Source organism: Formosa sediminum, from assembly GCF_007197735.1.
In the GTDB taxonomy this organism is placed as follows: domain Bacteria; phylum Bacteroidota; class Bacteroidia; order Flavobacteriales; family Flavobacteriaceae; genus Formosa; species Formosa sediminum.
Genome location: NZ_CP041637.1, coordinates 3,265,226 through 3,281,164 on the forward strand (window position 1 = coordinate 3,265,226; position 15,939 = coordinate 3,281,164).

Annotated in this window: 17 protein-coding genes and 1 tRNA gene; 7 read left to right on the forward strand and 11 right to left on the reverse strand. The window is 30.2% G+C overall.

Annotation, left to right across the window (positions count from 1 at the left end):
• Positions 1 to 60: 60 nt before the first annotated feature.
• From FNB79_RS14410 to FNB79_RS14425, 4 genes are all read right to left on the reverse strand, one after another.
• A complete protein-coding gene (locus FNB79_RS14410; protein WP_143382022.1) occupies positions 61 to 366 on the reverse strand; it encodes a hypothetical protein in 306 nt (101 codons plus the stop codon).
• A 57-nt stretch (positions 367 to 423) separates the two neighbouring features.
• Complete coding sequence (locus FNB79_RS14415; protein ID WP_143382023.1) at positions 424 to 729, reverse strand: hypothetical protein; 306 nt, start codon at positions 727 to 729, stop codon at positions 424 to 426.
• A 127-nt stretch (positions 730 to 856) separates the two neighbouring features.
• A complete protein-coding gene (locus tag FNB79_RS14420; RefSeq protein WP_143382024.1) occupies positions 857 to 1,159 on the reverse strand; it encodes a hypothetical protein in 303 nt (100 codons plus the stop codon).
• Positions 1,160 to 1,487: 328 nt separating this feature from the next.
• Complete coding sequence (locus FNB79_RS14425; protein WP_143382025.1) at positions 1,488 to 2,027, reverse strand: acyl-CoA thioesterase; 540 nt, start codon at positions 2,025 to 2,027, stop codon at positions 1,488 to 1,490.
• A 326-nt stretch (positions 2,028 to 2,353) separates the two neighbouring features.
• On the opposite strand from FNB79_RS14425, the gene FNB79_RS14430 reads away from it, so the two are divergent.
• On the forward strand, positions 2,354 to 3,223 hold the full coding sequence (locus FNB79_RS14430; protein ID WP_143382026.1) for a DUF808 domain-containing protein: 870 nt from the start codon (positions 2,354 to 2,356) through the stop codon (positions 3,221 to 3,223).
• 39 nt (positions 3,224 to 3,262) lie between these two features.
• On the opposite strand, the gene FNB79_RS14435 is transcribed toward FNB79_RS14430, so the two are convergent.
• Positions 3,263 to 3,808 carry a T9SS type B sorting domain-containing protein gene (locus FNB79_RS14435; RefSeq protein WP_143382027.1) on the reverse strand — a complete coding sequence of 182 codons (546 nt, stop codon included), beginning with the start codon at positions 3,806 to 3,808 and terminating at the stop codon, positions 3,263 to 3,265.
• Between the two features lie 276 nt (positions 3,809 to 4,084).
• Here FNB79_RS14435 and FNB79_RS14440 point away from each other — a divergent pair, with 276 nt between their 5' ends.
• A complete protein-coding gene (locus FNB79_RS14440; RefSeq protein WP_143382028.1) occupies positions 4,085 to 5,038 on the forward strand; it encodes an MBL fold metallo-hydrolase in 954 nt (317 codons plus the stop codon).
• Positions 5,039 to 5,097: 59 nt separating this feature from the next.
• Here FNB79_RS14440 and FNB79_RS14445 read toward each other — a convergent pair.
• From FNB79_RS14445 to mscL, 4 genes are all read right to left on the reverse strand, one after another.
• Positions 5,098 to 5,173 (reverse strand) — tRNA-His (locus FNB79_RS14445).
• Positions 5,174 to 5,250: 77 nt separating this feature from the next.
• Positions 5,251 to 5,967 carry a bacillithiol biosynthesis deacetylase BshB1 gene (bshB1, locus tag FNB79_RS14450; protein ID WP_143382029.1) on the reverse strand — a complete coding sequence of 239 codons (717 nt, stop codon included), beginning with the start codon at positions 5,965 to 5,967 and terminating at the stop codon, positions 5,251 to 5,253.
• Between the two features lie 39 nt (positions 5,968 to 6,006).
• Entirely contained in the window at positions 6,007 to 7,176 is a 1,170-nt protein-coding gene (locus tag FNB79_RS14455; RefSeq protein ID WP_143382030.1) for a trans-sulfuration enzyme family protein, read from the reverse strand.
• A gap of 775 nt (positions 7,177 to 7,951) precedes the next feature.
• Complete coding sequence (gene mscL, locus FNB79_RS14460; RefSeq protein ID WP_143382031.1) at positions 7,952 to 8,401, reverse strand: large conductance mechanosensitive channel protein MscL; 450 nt, start codon at positions 8,399 to 8,401, stop codon at positions 7,952 to 7,954.
• Positions 8,402 to 8,595: 194 nt separating this feature from the next.
• Here mscL and FNB79_RS14465 point away from each other — a divergent pair, with 194 nt between their 5' ends.
• Positions 8,596 to 9,192 (forward strand): transcriptional regulator, encoded by a 597-nt coding sequence (locus FNB79_RS14465; protein WP_143382032.1) that lies wholly within the window; start codon positions 8,596 to 8,598, stop codon positions 9,190 to 9,192.
• Positions 9,189 to 9,902 carry a DUF3307 domain-containing protein gene (locus FNB79_RS14470; protein ID WP_143382033.1) on the forward strand — a complete coding sequence of 238 codons (714 nt, stop codon included), beginning with the start codon at positions 9,189 to 9,191 and terminating at the stop codon, positions 9,900 to 9,902. Before FNB79_RS14465 ends, FNB79_RS14470 begins: the two co-directional genes overlap by 4 nt.
• A 5-nt stretch (positions 9,903 to 9,907) precedes the next feature.
• Here FNB79_RS14470 and ccsA read toward each other — a convergent pair whose 3' ends face one another.
• Positions 9,908 to 13,102, reverse strand: a complete 3,195-nt coding sequence (ccsA, locus tag FNB79_RS14475; RefSeq protein ID WP_143382034.1) for a cytochrome c biogenesis protein CcsA — start codon at positions 13,100 to 13,102, stop codon at positions 9,908 to 9,910.
• 112 nt (positions 13,103 to 13,214) lie between these two features.
• Positions 13,215 to 13,607, reverse strand: a complete 393-nt coding sequence (locus FNB79_RS14480) for a group III truncated hemoglobin (protein WP_394345113.1) — start codon at positions 13,605 to 13,607, stop codon at positions 13,215 to 13,217.
• Positions 13,608 to 13,750: 143 nt separating this feature from the next.
• On the opposite strand from FNB79_RS14480, the gene FNB79_RS14485 reads away from it, so the two are divergent.
• Genes FNB79_RS14485 through FNB79_RS14495 form a run of 3 tightly spaced genes read left to right on the forward strand, consistent with a single transcriptional unit; the run spans position 13,751 to position 15,930 of the window.
• On the forward strand, positions 13,751 to 14,518 hold the full coding sequence (locus tag FNB79_RS14485; protein WP_143382036.1) for a Rossmann-like and DUF2520 domain-containing protein: 768 nt from the start codon (positions 13,751 to 13,753) through the stop codon (positions 14,516 to 14,518).
• Positions 14,499 to 15,029: a KdsC family phosphatase gene (locus FNB79_RS14490; RefSeq protein WP_143382037.1), complete on the forward strand. Its 531-nt coding sequence runs from the start codon at positions 14,499 to 14,501 to the stop codon at positions 15,027 to 15,029. The genes FNB79_RS14485 and FNB79_RS14490 overlap by 20 nt, the downstream gene beginning before the upstream one ends.
• 1 nt (position 15,030) lies before the next feature.
• Positions 15,031 to 15,930 (forward strand): geranylgeranylglycerol-phosphate geranylgeranyltransferase, encoded by a 900-nt coding sequence (locus tag FNB79_RS14495; protein WP_143382038.1) that lies wholly within the window; start codon positions 15,031 to 15,033, stop codon positions 15,928 to 15,930.
• The last annotated feature ends 9 nt before the right edge of the window (positions 15,931 to 15,939 follow it).

The following is a 15,939-nucleotide window of genomic DNA, read 5'->3' on the forward strand; positions in this document are numbered from 1 at the left end:
TAATCAAAAAAAGAGGGTGTTGAAACAAAACACCCTCTTTTTATAAATATGATTTTCAATTTACTTGTTTATCCACACTCCATCTTCTGTAATATATAGTGTTTTAAAAGTTTTATTGTCTTTTAGCTTAAGCTTATATTCATTTACATTATTAATATATGCTTTACAAATGGTAGCATTCTTAAAATCTTTTGCAACAGCATCTTTTACTTTATTAGGTAAAATGGCAATATCGATTTCTTTGAATTCTTCTTGAATAGTTTTAATAATTAAATTCTTTTCACTACTCTCAAATCGCGTTGCCGTTGCATATATAGACCAACTACCTACACTTAGCATCGTAGTTATAATGATATACTTTAACATGTCGTTGCTGTTTATATGGTTTACTAAATAATTCAAAATAATGGTTAGTTGCTTATTTTATTTAGTAATCCAATTTCCAGAAGTATCTGCATAAACAATTGTATTTAAACCATTCTGGTTTATTTCTAATTTATATTCCTTGGCTTCATTTACATATACTTTAGATATATCACTATTAAGAAAGTAATTATCTACAGATTCTGTAATTGCATCTGGTACAGCGTCTTTTTCAATTTCTTTAAAATCGTCTTGCAAAACAAACACACCATCTTCCATAACTACTTTTATAGGAGACGCAGCATAAAATGATATACTACACAATATTATCCCCATAAATACCGAGGTTAAAAATAAGTTTTTCATAATTTTAAAATTTAATTAATATAATCTGGTTACTCTATTATTGTTATACGCCTCTATACTTAGTTAAGTATGGAATCGTTATTTTTTATTATGTAATTGAAATTTTACAAACAGTTTTCATAACCTGTTATTTAGAAATCCAATTTCCATTCTCATCAGTATACACAGTATGTAAACCATGTTCTAATTGTAAATCAATTTTATATTCTTTAAGTTCGTTAAAATAGGTGTTAATTATTTTTTCTTCACCATAAGTCTTATCAATCGCTTCTATAACTGCTATTGGTAAACGATCTATCTCTAAAGGCGTAAAATCTTCCTGAAATACAATATCCATTATTCCATCGTGAAAAAACATGGTCTGAAAAGTGGTTGCTATTTTTGAAACACTACCTAAACTTAATGCTGATGCTAATACTATATTTTTCATGAGGCTATGTAATTAATGTTACTTAGTATTTATATTGAAAAAAATATGCCAAGTCTAGAGTTAAATAGTATTACAAATTATAAAGACTCTAAATACAAGGGATTTGCCCTTGTATTTTAATTTTTATTCATTACATCTTTTTTACAAAGTGTGTAATAACACTATACGCTGTGAAAAAATTACACACTTTTACACATGTAGGTTTTACACACCTTATTTTAAAATAAGCACCATAGGTTTAGATTTGAATTTTAATATTAAAGCGCACAAAAAAAGCAGATAACTAATATTAGTTATCTGCTTTTTTATAAAAATAATATTTACTTTTTTATAATTCTATTTTTACATTATGAGCCTTTACTTCTTCAATATAATTTTCAATTACAAAATCTTCTGGACTAAAATTCTCACTTCGTTTTCTTGCTTGTTTTTGTCTTTTTATACTTCTAGCAAAGCGCCTAATACTTTCTTTAGTATCTAAAATTAACCCTGGCACTTCTACACTATTATATTCTTTATCTTTAGCAACCATTGTAAAATAAGAAGAATTACAATGCTTTATTACTCCAGTATGTATGTCTTCAGACTCCACACGCAAACCAACTACCATAGATGTACGACCAGTGTAATTAATGGAAGCTTTTAAAGTTACCAACTCACCTACTGCAATTGCATTTAAAAAATCTACTTTGTTTACAGATGCTGTTACCGAATAATGTCCGGAATGCTTAGAAGCACATGCAAATGCAATTTGATCCATTAAATTTAAAATAAAACCACCATGTATATTCCCCCTAAAATTAGAATGTGAGGGTAACATTAATTGTGTCATGGTTATTTGCGATTCTTCTATACGCTTATATGTCATAATATATTAATTGATAGTATATTATTTAAATGTAATTATTTTTAGCTTAATCTAAAACTTTTACTACAAATACTAATAAATTAATAACAATCTTTAATTTATAACTACTAATTTAAAACACAAAACTTAAAATTATAATGAATTTACAACCCTTACATATGTACAAACACAGCAAATAGCTTAAAATAATACGTATTAATTATTTTTATTTTGAATAGAGACCATGTTTAAATCATAAACGTATTATTTTAGCAGTGTTTACTATCAGATATTTTAAAATTATAGAGGTGAACACTTTTAAACTAACAACATAAAATTATATATAAATGGCATCAGGTTTTTTTGCTTTATTAGACGACATCGCTGCATTAATGGATGATGTTGCAACTATGGGAAAATTAGCAACAAAAAAAACTGCTGGTATTCTTGGAGACGATTTGGCTGTTAATGCAGAAAAAGCTTCTGGTTTTGTTTCATCTAGAGAAATACCTGTACTTTGGGCTATTACTAAGGGATCTTTAAAAAATAAAATTATTATTTTACCCTTTGCATTTTTATTATCTGCTTTTCTCCCAATTTCAATTCCAATTATTTTAACATTAGGAGGACTTTATCTTGCATATGAAGGTGCAGAAAAGATTTACGAATATTTTTTTCCTCACAAGCATCATGTTGAAACTAAAGTAGAAGCAAAAACCGAAACAGAAATTCTTGAATTAGAAAAAGAAAAAATAAAAGCCGCCATAGTAACCGACTTTATTCTATCTGTAGAAATAGTTATTATCGCTTTAGGTACTGTGGTAGAACATCCTTTAACTACCCAAATTATTGTGGTATCTGTGGTTGCTCTTTTAGCAACTGTTGGTGTGTATGGTATTGTTGCACTTATTGTGCGTATGGACGATTTTGGTTTAAAATTGATTAATTTAAATGAAGAGGACAATAGTTTTTCTGATAAAATTGGGCGTTTACTTGTTAATGCTTTACCATGGGTAATTAAAAGTTTAGGTGTTATTGGAACCATAGCTTTATTATTAGTCTCTGGAGGAATTTTTATACACAATATTCCTTTTCTCCATGATGTATTTCACTCCATTCCAAGTATCGTTTCCGAATTAATTTCTGGTACTGTTATAGGGTTTACTGTATTACTAATTATTAACCTAATAAAAAAACTAAAATCTAAATCGGCTTAATTTATAAAATAACTAAGTGTATTATTTTAAATTGTACGATTAACGTTTAAGGGTAAAGTGTCCAGAAAATTGTCTACCATCTGGGACTTTAAAACGATACCAATAATCGTCTGTTGGTAAATTTACACCTTTTCGGGTTCCGTCCCATCCATTAGATTCTAGCGGATTAAATACTGCTAATAATTTACCATACCTATCATAAATATATACATTAATTGCATTGGTATATTTTAATGGATCAATACCTAAAACATTCCAAGTATCATTTATACCATCGCCATTTGGTGTGAAAAATTGAGGCAATTCAAATACATAAAACGTTTGCTGTACAAGGTTACATCTATAAACATCTCTTACATAAAGGATATGCGATCCCGGAGTTAAATTTCTAAATACATTACTGCTTTGAAAACCGTTTAGATAATCCACTGAAAACTCAAAATTAGAACTCGGATTATTAAGGTTTATTGTTAATGTATAGTCTTCTACAATTACATCCCCTATCTCTGCTGCTGGAAAAAGAATGTTTATTTTAATTAATAGAAATTTTTGTGATAAACTTATATTTAAAATATTTATTGACAATTATAAACTATAAATATAACCTATATTTACTTTAGCACTTTTATTAAGGATACATTTTTTAAGTATACTATACACCCTACCCTAAGCTGAATTATGAATTTACTTATAAAAATAAGCAGTTTTAAACATATAAAACTTCATTTAAAAAAACAATTTCATACTACCTATTTAGCAGTTCAAAAATATAAAACTCTAAAATACGATATAAAAAAACTGTTAATACATAAGAAGCCTTTAAATTTGTGTATTTACTATTGCTAATTAAGACCATTGAAAATGAAACATATTCTATGCATTATTATTTGCATTATGTGGATAATACAACCCGCTTTTGCACAAGACCAGACTACATTTAAATTAATTCCTTTAGGCGTAAAAGGCGGTTTAGATGAAACTAATTTATCTGCTTATTTAGTAGCTCCAAAGCATTCAGATGCTTATGTGTGTTTAGATGCTGGCACTATAAATGCGGGTATAGAAAAATCTATTGAAAATAAATTATTTAATATTTCTTCAACGGAGGTATTACAAAATCATATAAAAGGGTATTTAATCTCTCATGCACATTTAGACCATGTTTCCGGGCTAATTATTAACTCTCCTGCAGATGCATCAAAAACAGTTTATGCAACTAAATCTTGTATGACCATGATGCAGAACCATTACTTTAATGGAGAAACTTGGGCTAATTTTGGTGACGAAGGTCCTGGATATCAGATTAAACGATACCATTTTCAGACATTAAAACTAAATCAAGAAACCCCATTAACGAATACCGAAATGATGGTTACAGCATATCCATTAAGTCATGTTAATCCGTTTGAAAGTACTGCCTTTTTAATTCGTTATAATTCAGATTACATTCTTTATTTAGGAGACACTGGTCCAGATCCTATAGAAAAAAGTAACAACTTAAAACTATTATGGACAACTATAGCTCCTTTAATTAAATCTAAACAATTACGTGCTATTCTAATAGAGGTTTCTTTCCCTAACGAGCAAGCTGATACAGCACTATTTGGACACTTAACTCCAAATTGGTTTTATAAAGAAATGCAAGTTTTACAAAGCTTAACAGGTGCAGATGCTTTACAAGGTTTTAAAACTATAATAACCCATCTAAAACCACCGGTTAAAAACATGGTAAAAATTAAAACAGAATTAGAAGCACAAAATAATTTAGGTTTAGATCTTATATTTCCAGAACAGGGAGTGAAATTAGAATTCTAAAATCACACAATTAAAAGCACAAAAAAAGCCTTTCGAAAATCGAAAGGCTTTTGCTTTTTGGGTGGAAGACCGGATTCGAACCGGCGGCCCTTGGTACCACAAACCAATGCTCTAACCAGCTGAGCTACAACCACCATGTAACTGCATTTTTGTAATGCGTGTGCAAATTTAATCGAAATTACAGATATACCAAACTTTTTTTGAAAAAATTTTCATTTTAAATCAAATAAATTTTCGACAGCTACATAACGTTCTGAGGTAAAGCCTTCTGCAAAATCTACTCCAATAATACGTCCTAAATCTTTTGCACGGTAATTTACGCTATCTGTAAAATTTTTACTAGAAATTGGGGTTTCTGGCTCTTTACTATTCGGATCAAAAAATTGTGTTTTGTATGCTAAAACTGCTTTTTCTTTAACATCCATATATCCTGTTACATCGACTACAAAATCTGGCTCTATATTTTTCCACTGTATATAGTGGTACACATGTTTTGGTCTCCATTGTAATTGCAATGTTTCATCTAGTTTTGTTTCTATTTTTTTTAATCCACTTAAAAAACACGCATCACTTACAAGTTTACTACCTTTTCCATGATCTATATGCCTATCATCTATAGCATTACACAGTACAATATCGGGTTGATATTTTCTAATAATCTTAATAACTTCTAATTGATGCGATTTATCATTTACAAAAAAGGCATCTGCAAATGCTAAATTTTCGCGTACCGCTACACCTAAGATTTTAGCTGCATTTTTTGCTTCTTCATCACGTGTTTCTGCTGTACCACGTGTTCCTAATTCACCACGTGTTAAATCAATTATTCCAACTTTTTTTCCGTTGGCTATTTCTTTTGCAATAGTAGCTCCACATCCTAATTCTACGTCGTCTGGATGTGCTCCTATTGCAAGTATGTCTAATTTCATCTGTTTCACTTTAATTTCTAACACAGAAACCTTTTATACTTAAGCTTCTATTTTTACTAATTTTTTAGTTGCTTTTATTGCTTGTTTTATATCTTGAATTAAATCTTTTTTAGATTCTATACCTAGTGAAAATCTAATTAACTCATTAGTGATCCCAATACTATCACGTTGTTCTTGAGACATCGAGGCATGAGAGGTCATACACGGAGACAACATTGTACTCTCCACTCCTGCTAGACTCATAGAGGCTTTAATAAGTTTTAATTCTTTTTGAAAGGTTAAGGCATCTAAGCCATTATTTAATTCAAACGACAACATGCCTCCAAATCCGCGCATTTGAGATTTAGCTAATTTGTATTCTGGATGGCTTTTTAAGCCCGGATAATATACATTTTTAACATCTGGATGCCCATTTAAAAACTTAGCTAAAGCTTTTGCATTTTTATTCTGTGCTTTTACACGTAAAACTAAAGTCTTTATGCTACGCTCTAACATCCAAACTGTAAAATCGCTTAAATTTCCGCCTAGATTTGCACCAACTTTCCAGATTGCATGCATGTGTGCTTTTGAGCACGCTACAGCTCCAGCCAAAATATCACTATGTCCTCCTAAATATTTTGTAGCAGAGTGTACTACGATATCTATACCAAAATCTATTGGATTTTGATTTACAGGACTAGCAAATGTATTATCTATTATAGAGATTAATCCTCTTGATTTTACCAATTCAGATACCCTTTTTATATTTGTAATCGTTAATAACGGATTTGATGGTGATTCAAGATATACGACCTTTGTATTTTCTTGTATTGCAGCCTCAAAATCTTCTGGTTTATAGCCATTGGTAAACGTATATTCTATACCGTACTTAGGAAATTCTTCTTGAATAAACTGGCTAGTTCCGCCGTACAATGTATTCTGAACTACAATATGATCTCCTATTTTTAAAAATGCTAATAAGGTGGTACTTATAGCTGCCATCCCAGAACTAAAGATCATTCCCGCTTCGGCATGTTCTAATGCGGCAATTTTTTTTGATAAGTTTTCCTGATTTGGAGTATTATAATTACGAGGGTATCGTCTAACATCTACATCTGTAAATTGATATGAGGTAGACATATATATTGGAGATACTGCGCCCTTAAATTGCTGATCTTTAACCTCTCCTATATGCACGCATACTGTATCTAAACCTATTTTTTTAGCCATAATTTTATTGTTTTATTCTAAAAATTGTTATCTCGACATACTTTTTAAGTCACTCACATATCAAATAACTTACTTTCTTTATTAAATACGTTTTTAAAACTGTTTACTATTTAAGGTCTTTATAACCGTATCTCCTTATCCTCTATTAAGTTAATAATATTTATTAGCTCTATATCCTTAAATAAATTTTACTATTCTCAAGATGTTTGGGTTTTCGTTTATTTTTCAAAATATTATTTCCTTTACATTCTTAGTCTATCCACTCGTTGTTTTGAGTTTACATACATCGTAAACCAGCGCATTAACACGATTATTAGTATAAGCTAAAGGTATGGATTATATACATCTTTTAAATTAATGTCTTCTTAAAATTATATACTATTTAATATAGCATGATCAAAATTCATAATTAAAAAAATACCGGAATTCTGGTATTTTATATGTTTATTATTGCACTTTAATTTGTACCAGATTAAAACGAGTTGGTTATTAAAAAACCTACTCTTATGTAAGATGCTATTAATCTACTTTCTCAACAACTACCATAATAATACATATTATGGTAGTTTCTTTAAATCTCTGCTTTTATTCTCAACACATTAAAAATACCCAATTTTAGGTGTTTTATAACTCGTAGGCTTCTCTTAGATTTGATATATATTTAGACTATGCTATCTTTAAGTCGTTAGCCTTTAAAGATTTTACATATAAAGATGCTATTAATTATTCCTTTTTTAAAAAACTACTTTAACGCTAGTTTGTTATAGTAGTTTTTTTATTGTTTAGTTTTTGCTTTTAATAATACGTTTTGCTCTTGCAATAAATCTGTTATTCCTGATAATAACTGAATATCTTTTGGTGTTACCACTGTTTTATCTTTTGGATCTTGAGATTTTTTTCTTAGTCTATTCATAAACTTCACCACTAAAAACACAGTAAATCCAATAATTAAAAAATCTAGAAGCGCTTCTATTAAAGCTCCATACCCTATAGTTATTTCGGGTTGTAAAATAGCTCCTGAAGCATCTATTACCGCTTCTCTTAATACCCAAACTTTATCTTGAAAATGTATCCCTTCAGATAATAATGATAGTGGTGGCATAAATACCTGTTTTACCATAACATCGATTACTTTATTAAATGAAGCACCGATAATAATACCCACTGCCATATCTATCATATTTCCTTTTACTGCAAATTCTTTAAATTCTTGTAGTAATTTCATAGTCTCTTTTTTTAACAAATATATTTTTTATCTATAGGTTCTCAAAATATTTTAAAACCACAAAATTATTATCTAAATAGATTATAAATTAAAATATTAGCCTTTTAGATAATATTTATAATTATTAGTTTTTAAACTAATAACTTTGGATTTATTAAAAATATCAGATATATTTGAATTAAAGCACAATATAAATGACAAGTATTCTAACAGGAGATATTATTAATTCTAGAGCACATGATGCTAAAAATTGGCTACCACAATTAAAAACCGAATTAAATTTATACGGAGAAAGCCCAAAGTATTGGGAAATTTATAGGGGCGATAGCTTTCAGCTAGAAGTTGCACCTGCAGAAGCTCTAAAAGCTGCTATTTTAATAAAAGCAAGCTTAAAACAATTAAAAACTATAGATGTAAGAATAGCCATTGGTATTGGAGAAAAAACCTATAATGCAAACCATATTACCGAATCAAATGGCAGTGCTTTTATTAATTCTGGTGAATGTTTTGAGCAATTAAAAAAAACCAACTTAGCGATAAAATCTTCTCAAACAGAATTTGATACTGCTATGAATATTATGCTAGAATTGGCTTTATTAACTATGAATACGTGGACTCCAACTTCAGCAGCTCTCGTTAAACTAGCATTAACCCATCCTGACGCCAATCAGAAAATGTTAGCGAAACAAACACAAAGTACACAAGGCAATATAAGCCAAGGATTAAAACGTGCGGGTTACGACGAAATTCTAAAAATGATAGCATACTACTCCAAATACGTAACACTATGATTGCATTATTTATAAAATTACTCCTCGCCCACTTAATAGGCGATTTTCTTTTACAACCTACAAAATGGGTAATGGATAAAGCGCATAAAAAAATAAAGTCCAAATATTTATATGCACATATTACAGTGCATTTATTAGCTTTATCAGTAATACTTCAATTTAATTTTAAATATATCTGGGGCATCATCATCATCATTGGATCTCATTTTATTATAGACCTTGCAAAATTATATTTAAATGAAAAAGTAAACTCTAGGTGGCTTTTTATTATAGACCAACTGGGACACATAATAATACTCTTGCTTGTGGTTGGCATATACAATCCATACAATATTTCTATAGATTATTTTTACAATACACGCCTATTGCTAACCGTTAGCTGTCTATTATTTGTAACCGTAGTTTCCTCTATAATTATGAAAGTTTTAGTGTCTAAATGGCAAATAGAAAACACTAACGAAACCTCGCTAAAAGATGCAGGTGCCTATATTGGTATGTTAGAACGTTTATTTGTTTTTGTTTTTATAGCCATGAATTATTGGGAAGGAATTGGATTTTTAATTACTGCAAAATCTGTGTTTCGCTTTAGTGATTTATCAAAAGCAAAAGACCGAAAACTAACAGAATACATTTTAATTGGTACCCTTTTAAGTTTCGGTCTTGCTATATCTTGCGGATTCATTTTTAAAATGGTACTACCGCTTATTTAAAGAAATTATTTACTCTTCTTGTAAAATTTAGCATATTTAATGTAAGCTAATACTGCGATTACTGCAATAATAGCTAAGGTAATTACTATAAATTTCACACTTACAATTTGATCTCCACTAGCATAAGAGTGTAATCCTGCTAAGTAAAAATTCACTCCAAAATACGTCATCATAATACTAGAAAATGCTAAAATTGAAGCTAAATTAAAACCAAATCTGCCACGTAATCCAGGTACTAAGCGCATATGTATAACAAATGCATATATCATTATACTAATTAATGCCCACGTTTCCTTAGGGTCCCAACCCCAATAACGTCCCCAACTTTCATTAGCCCACATTCCGCCAAGAAAGTTACCTATGGTTAACATTACTAAACCAACGGTTAATGCCATTTCATTAATTATAGTTAACTCATTAATATTAATTAGCATTTTCTTCTTATTATCTTTATTAGTAAAAATCATAAGAAACAGCACTGTTAACCCTAAAATCATTCCTATAGTAAATGGTCCATAGCTACCCACAATAACTGCAACGTGAATCATTAACCAATAACTATCTAAAACGGGTTGTAAATTTGCAATTGCAGGATCCATCCAATTCCAGTGTGCAACCATTAAAATCATTGAGGTTACAAATGCTGTTGACGCAATAGTTAAATCACTTTTTCTTCCAAGAAGTAAACCAAATAGCATAGTAGCCCAAGCCACATAAATCATAGATTCGTATGCATCACTCCAAGGTGCATGGCCAGAAATATACCAACGCGCAATTAACCCTATAGTGTGTAAGATAAATAAAGCAACAATAATCCATTTAAACACAGCAACACTAATATCTATGGCTTTACTTTTACTCTTAAATATTTGAATAATTAATACAATAAACATTAAAGTTCCTGCATACATATACCAACTAAATAAACTCTTAAATATGTCGTAGTGGTTATACAGTATTTCGGTTTTAACTTTTTCATCTGAAAGCATAACGCTAGCACCATATTGTTTTTGAGTTTTATGTACGGCATCTAACAACTTATTAGCATCTGTAAAATCGCCAGATTGTTTGGCTTGATTAAGAGTCATTAAATACGCAGAAAAACCACTTTTTATAAAGTTTTCATATAAAGAATCTTTAACTTTTATATTTCCCGTTTTATATTCTATAGAAGAAATCCACTTGTTATTTTCATCGTCTGGCACAGGAAAAATACGTAACGATCGGCCTTCAATTGTATTATACAATAAATTAACATGCTGATCTACTTCTTTAAATTCTTTCTGAAATCCATTAGGAATTGCCGCTTTGTAAGCATCTTCTAAAAATGGACCCAACTTATATGCACCACGATCTGTAAAGAAATCTGCTAAAGTTGCAAATTTTTGATCCTTAGGAATACCTATGATTGAACGAATAGAATCTGCTTTTTTATATTTTAAAAATACTACAGGTACATTGTACCATAACAACGGACTTTCTTGCATAGACAGAAACACTTGGTTTGCATCTAAACCAGCATACGTATCCGTTTTTGATAATTTACGTAGTAATTCTGAAGCATACGTATTAACAGGCATCATTCGTCCGCCAATATCCTGTATGACCATATGCCCAAATTTATCAGCATGTGCTTTTGGCGCTTTATTGGCTATTAAGATAGAATCTATTTGTGCTTTTGTAGGTTTATTATTGTGGGCATGCCCATCGTTTGCAGAATGCCCTTGTGCGAAACCATTAAAAGCAAAACAAAAGAGTAATACAGTTAAAATTTTAGCTTTTTTAGCTTTTACTTGATTTAATTTTTTACGTAAATCTCCAAAGCGCGATCCTTTAGCAACAAGAGTCCATAAGAGTCCGAAATACAATAAGAAATATCCAATATAAGTAAATAGTGTACCGTAATAATCGTGATTAACAGAGAGAATAGTTCCTTTTTCATCAGGATCGAAACCAGATTGAAAAAAGCGGTAACCACGATGATCTAAAATATGATTCATAAATATTTTATAATCAAAATTCCCTTCCTTTTCATCTAGAACAGTAACTTGACTAGAGAATGCAGAATAACTATTTTCGGTTCCTGGATAACGTTCTGCTTCAAAATCATTTAATTTTATACTAAATGGAAGTTCTAATACTTTAGAGCCATATCTAAAAGCAAAATCTAATCCACCAATTTTAACTTGTTTAAAATCTCCATTGGTCCCTTTTCCGCCCAGTAACCCCACACGCTTTGTTTCGCCGTTAGTAGTTACTTTTAATACTACACCATCCTCATCGTTTTTAAGAAACTCTGCTTTTTTAACAATATCAAATGTTCCTTTAACTACAGGTTTAGGAAACACAATTTGCATATTTTCAATCACATAACGCGATCTTAACACTAAAGGTTGTAAGCTATCTTTTACTAATTTTCCTGAGGCCATTGTTGCCATAGTTAAGTACTCGCCTTCAAAAGGTGAGTGAATAAAGATACCCTCGTCATTAGAAGTAATATTAATAGCTCCGTCTGTTTGTTTATTTAAAGAAAACAAAACATTATGTATGCTCTGTACTTCTCCTGCTTTTAAAAAGTGATTATGTGGTGCACCGTTTCCAGCTTCTACAATTTTTAAATACTCTTCTCCTGTTTCGTCTGGAATAATATCTTCTTCTGCACCGCCTATAAAAGATTCTAGTTCTATACTAACAGGTTGCTGATTGTATTTTGTATGAATACTAAACTCATTATCCAAACGTGGTGAAAAATCTACCTCTGCTTCTAATGGTAAACGTTGTGGCACACCGTCAATCATATAATCTCCATCTATATAGGCCGTAATGTAAGTTTTCTGAGATAGAAAGGTGTTTTCTGTAGCTCCTTCTCGTATTGCCATCATCCCTTCAAAACCAATATATCTTGTAATAAAAGCGCCTAAAAGAATTAAGATAAACGATAAGTGCAAAATTAGAGAAGACCATTTTTCTTTTTTATACAGTCTGTAACGCTTAATATTACCTATAAAATTAATTACAAAAATTAACATAATGGCCTCAAACCACCAGGTGTTATAAATTAAAGTTCTAGAATAAGGTGTAGGAGATGTATCTTGTCCAGCATCCATAAATGTACCTATAGCCATCGCTGCGGCAAATACAATAAATAATACAGATGTTAAACGGGTAGAAAAAAGAATTTTGGCAAGTTTATTTTGCATGACGGTTTCTCTAAATTTTAAGTCCGCAAATTTAGCTTTTTTTGTTCGGTTGCCCGTACGTATTAAACGCAAACTCTGTTAAAATTAACCTAATATTAAGAAAAGCGTCAGACTAAACTTTATTTTGTCTTGCCTGGAATATATTTATATATAAAAAAGTACCCATTTTACGAGCACGTTGTTTAGCATTATTAGCCCGTTCGCCTTCAAAAAGTTCATCTATAGTTTGCACCCAAATATTTAACCAAATCCCAAAATGTTTATCAGTTATGCTATTATTATGTGCTTGATCTAATTTTACGTGTACGTCTAACGGATTACCATAATATTTGGTTTTTAAAAACAAACTAGATTCCCAGAAACTCGTTAAGCGTTCTATATGCGCTGGCCAATCTGTAATTAATGTATTAAAAAACGGTCCTAATGTTTCGTCTTTTCTAATTTTATCGTAAAACTTAGACACCAATGTAAATACATCTGCTCTATCTTTAATATCAAATCTCACCACTCCATATACATAATTATTAAATATCTATATAAAAATAGAACAAATATCTCATACCATATAGTATTACCATAAAGATTACTTCTAGACTTAAAAATAATACTTGTTATAAAATGTGTTATGAAAAACTGTATTTTAGCAAGATGATTTCAGTAGTTTTACTTGGCGCAGGAAATGTTGCCACACATTTATATAACGTGTTTCAAGATGCAAAGCATATTACAGTAACACAATGGTACAATAGACACCTATCTAAACTTACAACTTATAAAAATGAAGTTGAGATTACAGACAATTTAGAAGATTTAAATCCAGCAGACATTTACATTTTAGCAGTTAGTGACGATGCTATTTCTAATGTTTCTAAAGCCTTACCTTTTCAAGATCGATTTGTAGTACACACCTCAGGAACTGTAAGTTTATATGATATTAATGATAAACACAGCCGTGGAGTTTTTTATCCATTACAAACCTTTACAAAAGATGCTGAAATAGATTTTAGCACCATTCCGTTATGCATTGAAGCTTTAAAAAATCCGGATTTAAAACTTTTAAAAACACTTTCTGAAAGTATTGGTAGTAAACATTACAAAATATCTACAGAACAACGTAAAAGATTACATGTAGCAGCTGTTTTTGCAAATAATTTCACCAATCAAATGTATCGGATTACACATGAAATAACGGAAGAAAACCAAATAGAATTTGAAGTATTAAAACCGCTAATTTTAGAAACCGCTAAAAAAATACAAAAAATGACGCCTTACATGGCACAAACTGGTCCTGCCGTAAGAGGTGATAAAAAAACCATAAAAAAACACTTAAAACTTATTAAGAACCCACAACATAAAGCGATATACGAACTACTAACCAATGCAATATTAGAAACCCATGGAAGAAAAAAGTTATAAAGAATATTTAGAGCACATTACCACATTTATTTTTGATGTTGATGGTGTTTTAACAGATGGTAACGTAACTGTAACTACAAGCGGCGAAATGCTTAGAGTTATGAATATTAAAGATGGATATGCCATAAAAACAGCTATAGATGCGGGCTTTAGAATTTGTATAATATCTGGAGGTTCTAATGAAGGCGTCCGTAAGCGGTTAGAAGGTTTAGGGGTTACAGATATATTTTTAGGCGCACATAATAAAATTGATCAATTAGATGAATATGTGCAGAAGCATAATATAAAAACAGAAAACATCTTGTATATGGGAGACGATATTCCAGATTTTCCTGTAATGTTAATTGTAGGCTTACCAACATGTCCTCAAGATGCCGTCCCAGAGATTAAAAATATATCTAAATATGTCTCACATAAAAATGGTGGTCGTGGTGCTGTAAGAGATGTTATAGAACAAGTGTTAAAAGTTCAAGGAAAATGGAGTGGTAATTTTAATGCACAATACGATTAGTATGCAGGTATTAAACCTAATACGTTGGAAAAATCTTTCACTTATTATTCTCGTTCAAATATTAATTAAATATGCTTTATTTCCTGTTTTTTATGTAGATACTGCATTAAATAATTGGCAATTTATATTACTAGTTTTAGCCACTTTATGTTTGGCTTCTGCAGGGAATATTATTAATGATATTTACGATATAGAAACAGACACAATTAATAAACCTAACCAAATAATAATTGGTAAATATATATCCGAAAAAACAGCTTACACTTTATTTATTACCTTAAATATAACAGGTGTACTTATTGGATTTTATTTATCTCATGCTGTTGGAAAAAGTGGTTTTTTTGCACTTTTCGTTATTATTTCGGTATTACTATACTTATATGCAACCTATATAAAATCTACTTGTTTGGCGGGTAACATTGTTATTTCTGCTTTAGTTGCTTTAAGTCTTGTTATTGTTGGATTGTTCGACTTAATTCCTGTAATGACATTCGAAAATCAAGACAGTCAACGTGCGGTACTTAAACTTGTATTAGCTTATGCAGGGATGGCCTTTATCCTTAATTTTATTCGTGAAATAATTAAAGACATAGAAGATATTGATGGCGATTACGCCTCGGGGATGCGAACACTACCAATTGTAATTGGTAGAAACCGCACATCTAAAATAGCTTTTATATTGTCTTTTATTCCACTTGGAATTTTGGTTTACTATGTCATTATGTTTGTGTATAATATTCCATTAGAAGTTGGGTATTTTACTATTCTTATAATTGGGCCTTTACTTTATATTTCTATTGAGTTGTTTAGTGCAAAGACTAAAAAAGACCATCGTAAAATTAGCAATGCTTTGAAATTGGTTATGCTAACAGGAGTTTTATCTTTACTTTTATATTTATAATGAAATAAA

What these genes read in the sequence shown, in the direction of transcription:
- FNB79_RS14410 (WP_143382022.1), bottom strand. Translation starts at nt 366, where the DNA reads ATGTTAAAGTATATCATTATAACTACGATGCTAAGTGTAGGTAGTTGG.
- FNB79_RS14415 (WP_143382023.1), bottom strand. Translation starts at nt 729, where the DNA reads ATGAAAAACTTATTTTTAACCTCGGTATTTATGGGGATAATATTGTGT.
- FNB79_RS14420 (WP_143382024.1), bottom strand. Translation starts at nt 1,159, where the DNA reads ATGAAAAATATAGTATTAGCATCAGCATTAAGTTTAGGTAGTGTTTCA.
- FNB79_RS14425 (WP_143382025.1), bottom strand. Translation starts at nt 2,027, where the DNA reads ATGACATATAAGCGTATAGAAGAATCGCAAATAACCATGACACAATTA.
- FNB79_RS14430 (WP_143382026.1), top strand. Translation starts at nt 2,354, where the DNA reads ATGGCATCAGGTTTTTTTGCTTTATTAGACGACATCGCTGCATTAATG.
- FNB79_RS14440 (WP_143382028.1), top strand. Translation starts at nt 4,085, where the DNA reads ATGAAACATATTCTATGCATTATTATTTGCATTATGTGGATAATACAA.
- bshB1 (WP_143382029.1), bottom strand. Translation starts at nt 5,967, where the DNA reads ATGAAATTAGACATACTTGCAATAGGAGCACATCCAGACGACGTAGAA.
- FNB79_RS14455 (WP_143382030.1), bottom strand. Translation starts at nt 7,176, where the DNA reads ATGGCTAAAAAAATAGGTTTAGATACAGTATGCGTGCATATAGGAGAG.
- mscL (WP_143382031.1), bottom strand. Translation starts at nt 8,401, where the DNA reads ATGAAATTACTACAAGAATTTAAAGAATTTGCAGTAAAAGGAAATATG.
- FNB79_RS14465 (WP_143382032.1), top strand. Translation starts at nt 8,596, where the DNA reads ATGACAAGTATTCTAACAGGAGATATTATTAATTCTAGAGCACATGAT.
- FNB79_RS14470 (WP_143382033.1), top strand. Translation starts at nt 9,189, where the DNA reads ATGATTGCATTATTTATAAAATTACTCCTCGCCCACTTAATAGGCGAT.
- ccsA (WP_143382034.1), bottom strand. Translation starts at nt 13,102, where the DNA reads ATGCAAAATAAACTTGCCAAAATTCTTTTTTCTACCCGTTTAACATCT.
- FNB79_RS14485 (WP_143382036.1), top strand. Translation starts at nt 13,751, where the DNA reads ATGATTTCAGTAGTTTTACTTGGCGCAGGAAATGTTGCCACACATTTA.
- FNB79_RS14490 (WP_143382037.1), top strand. Translation starts at nt 14,499, where the DNA reads ATGGAAGAAAAAAGTTATAAAGAATATTTAGAGCACATTACCACATTT.
- FNB79_RS14495 (WP_143382038.1), top strand. Translation starts at nt 15,031, where the DNA reads ATGCAGGTATTAAACCTAATACGTTGGAAAAATCTTTCACTTATTATT.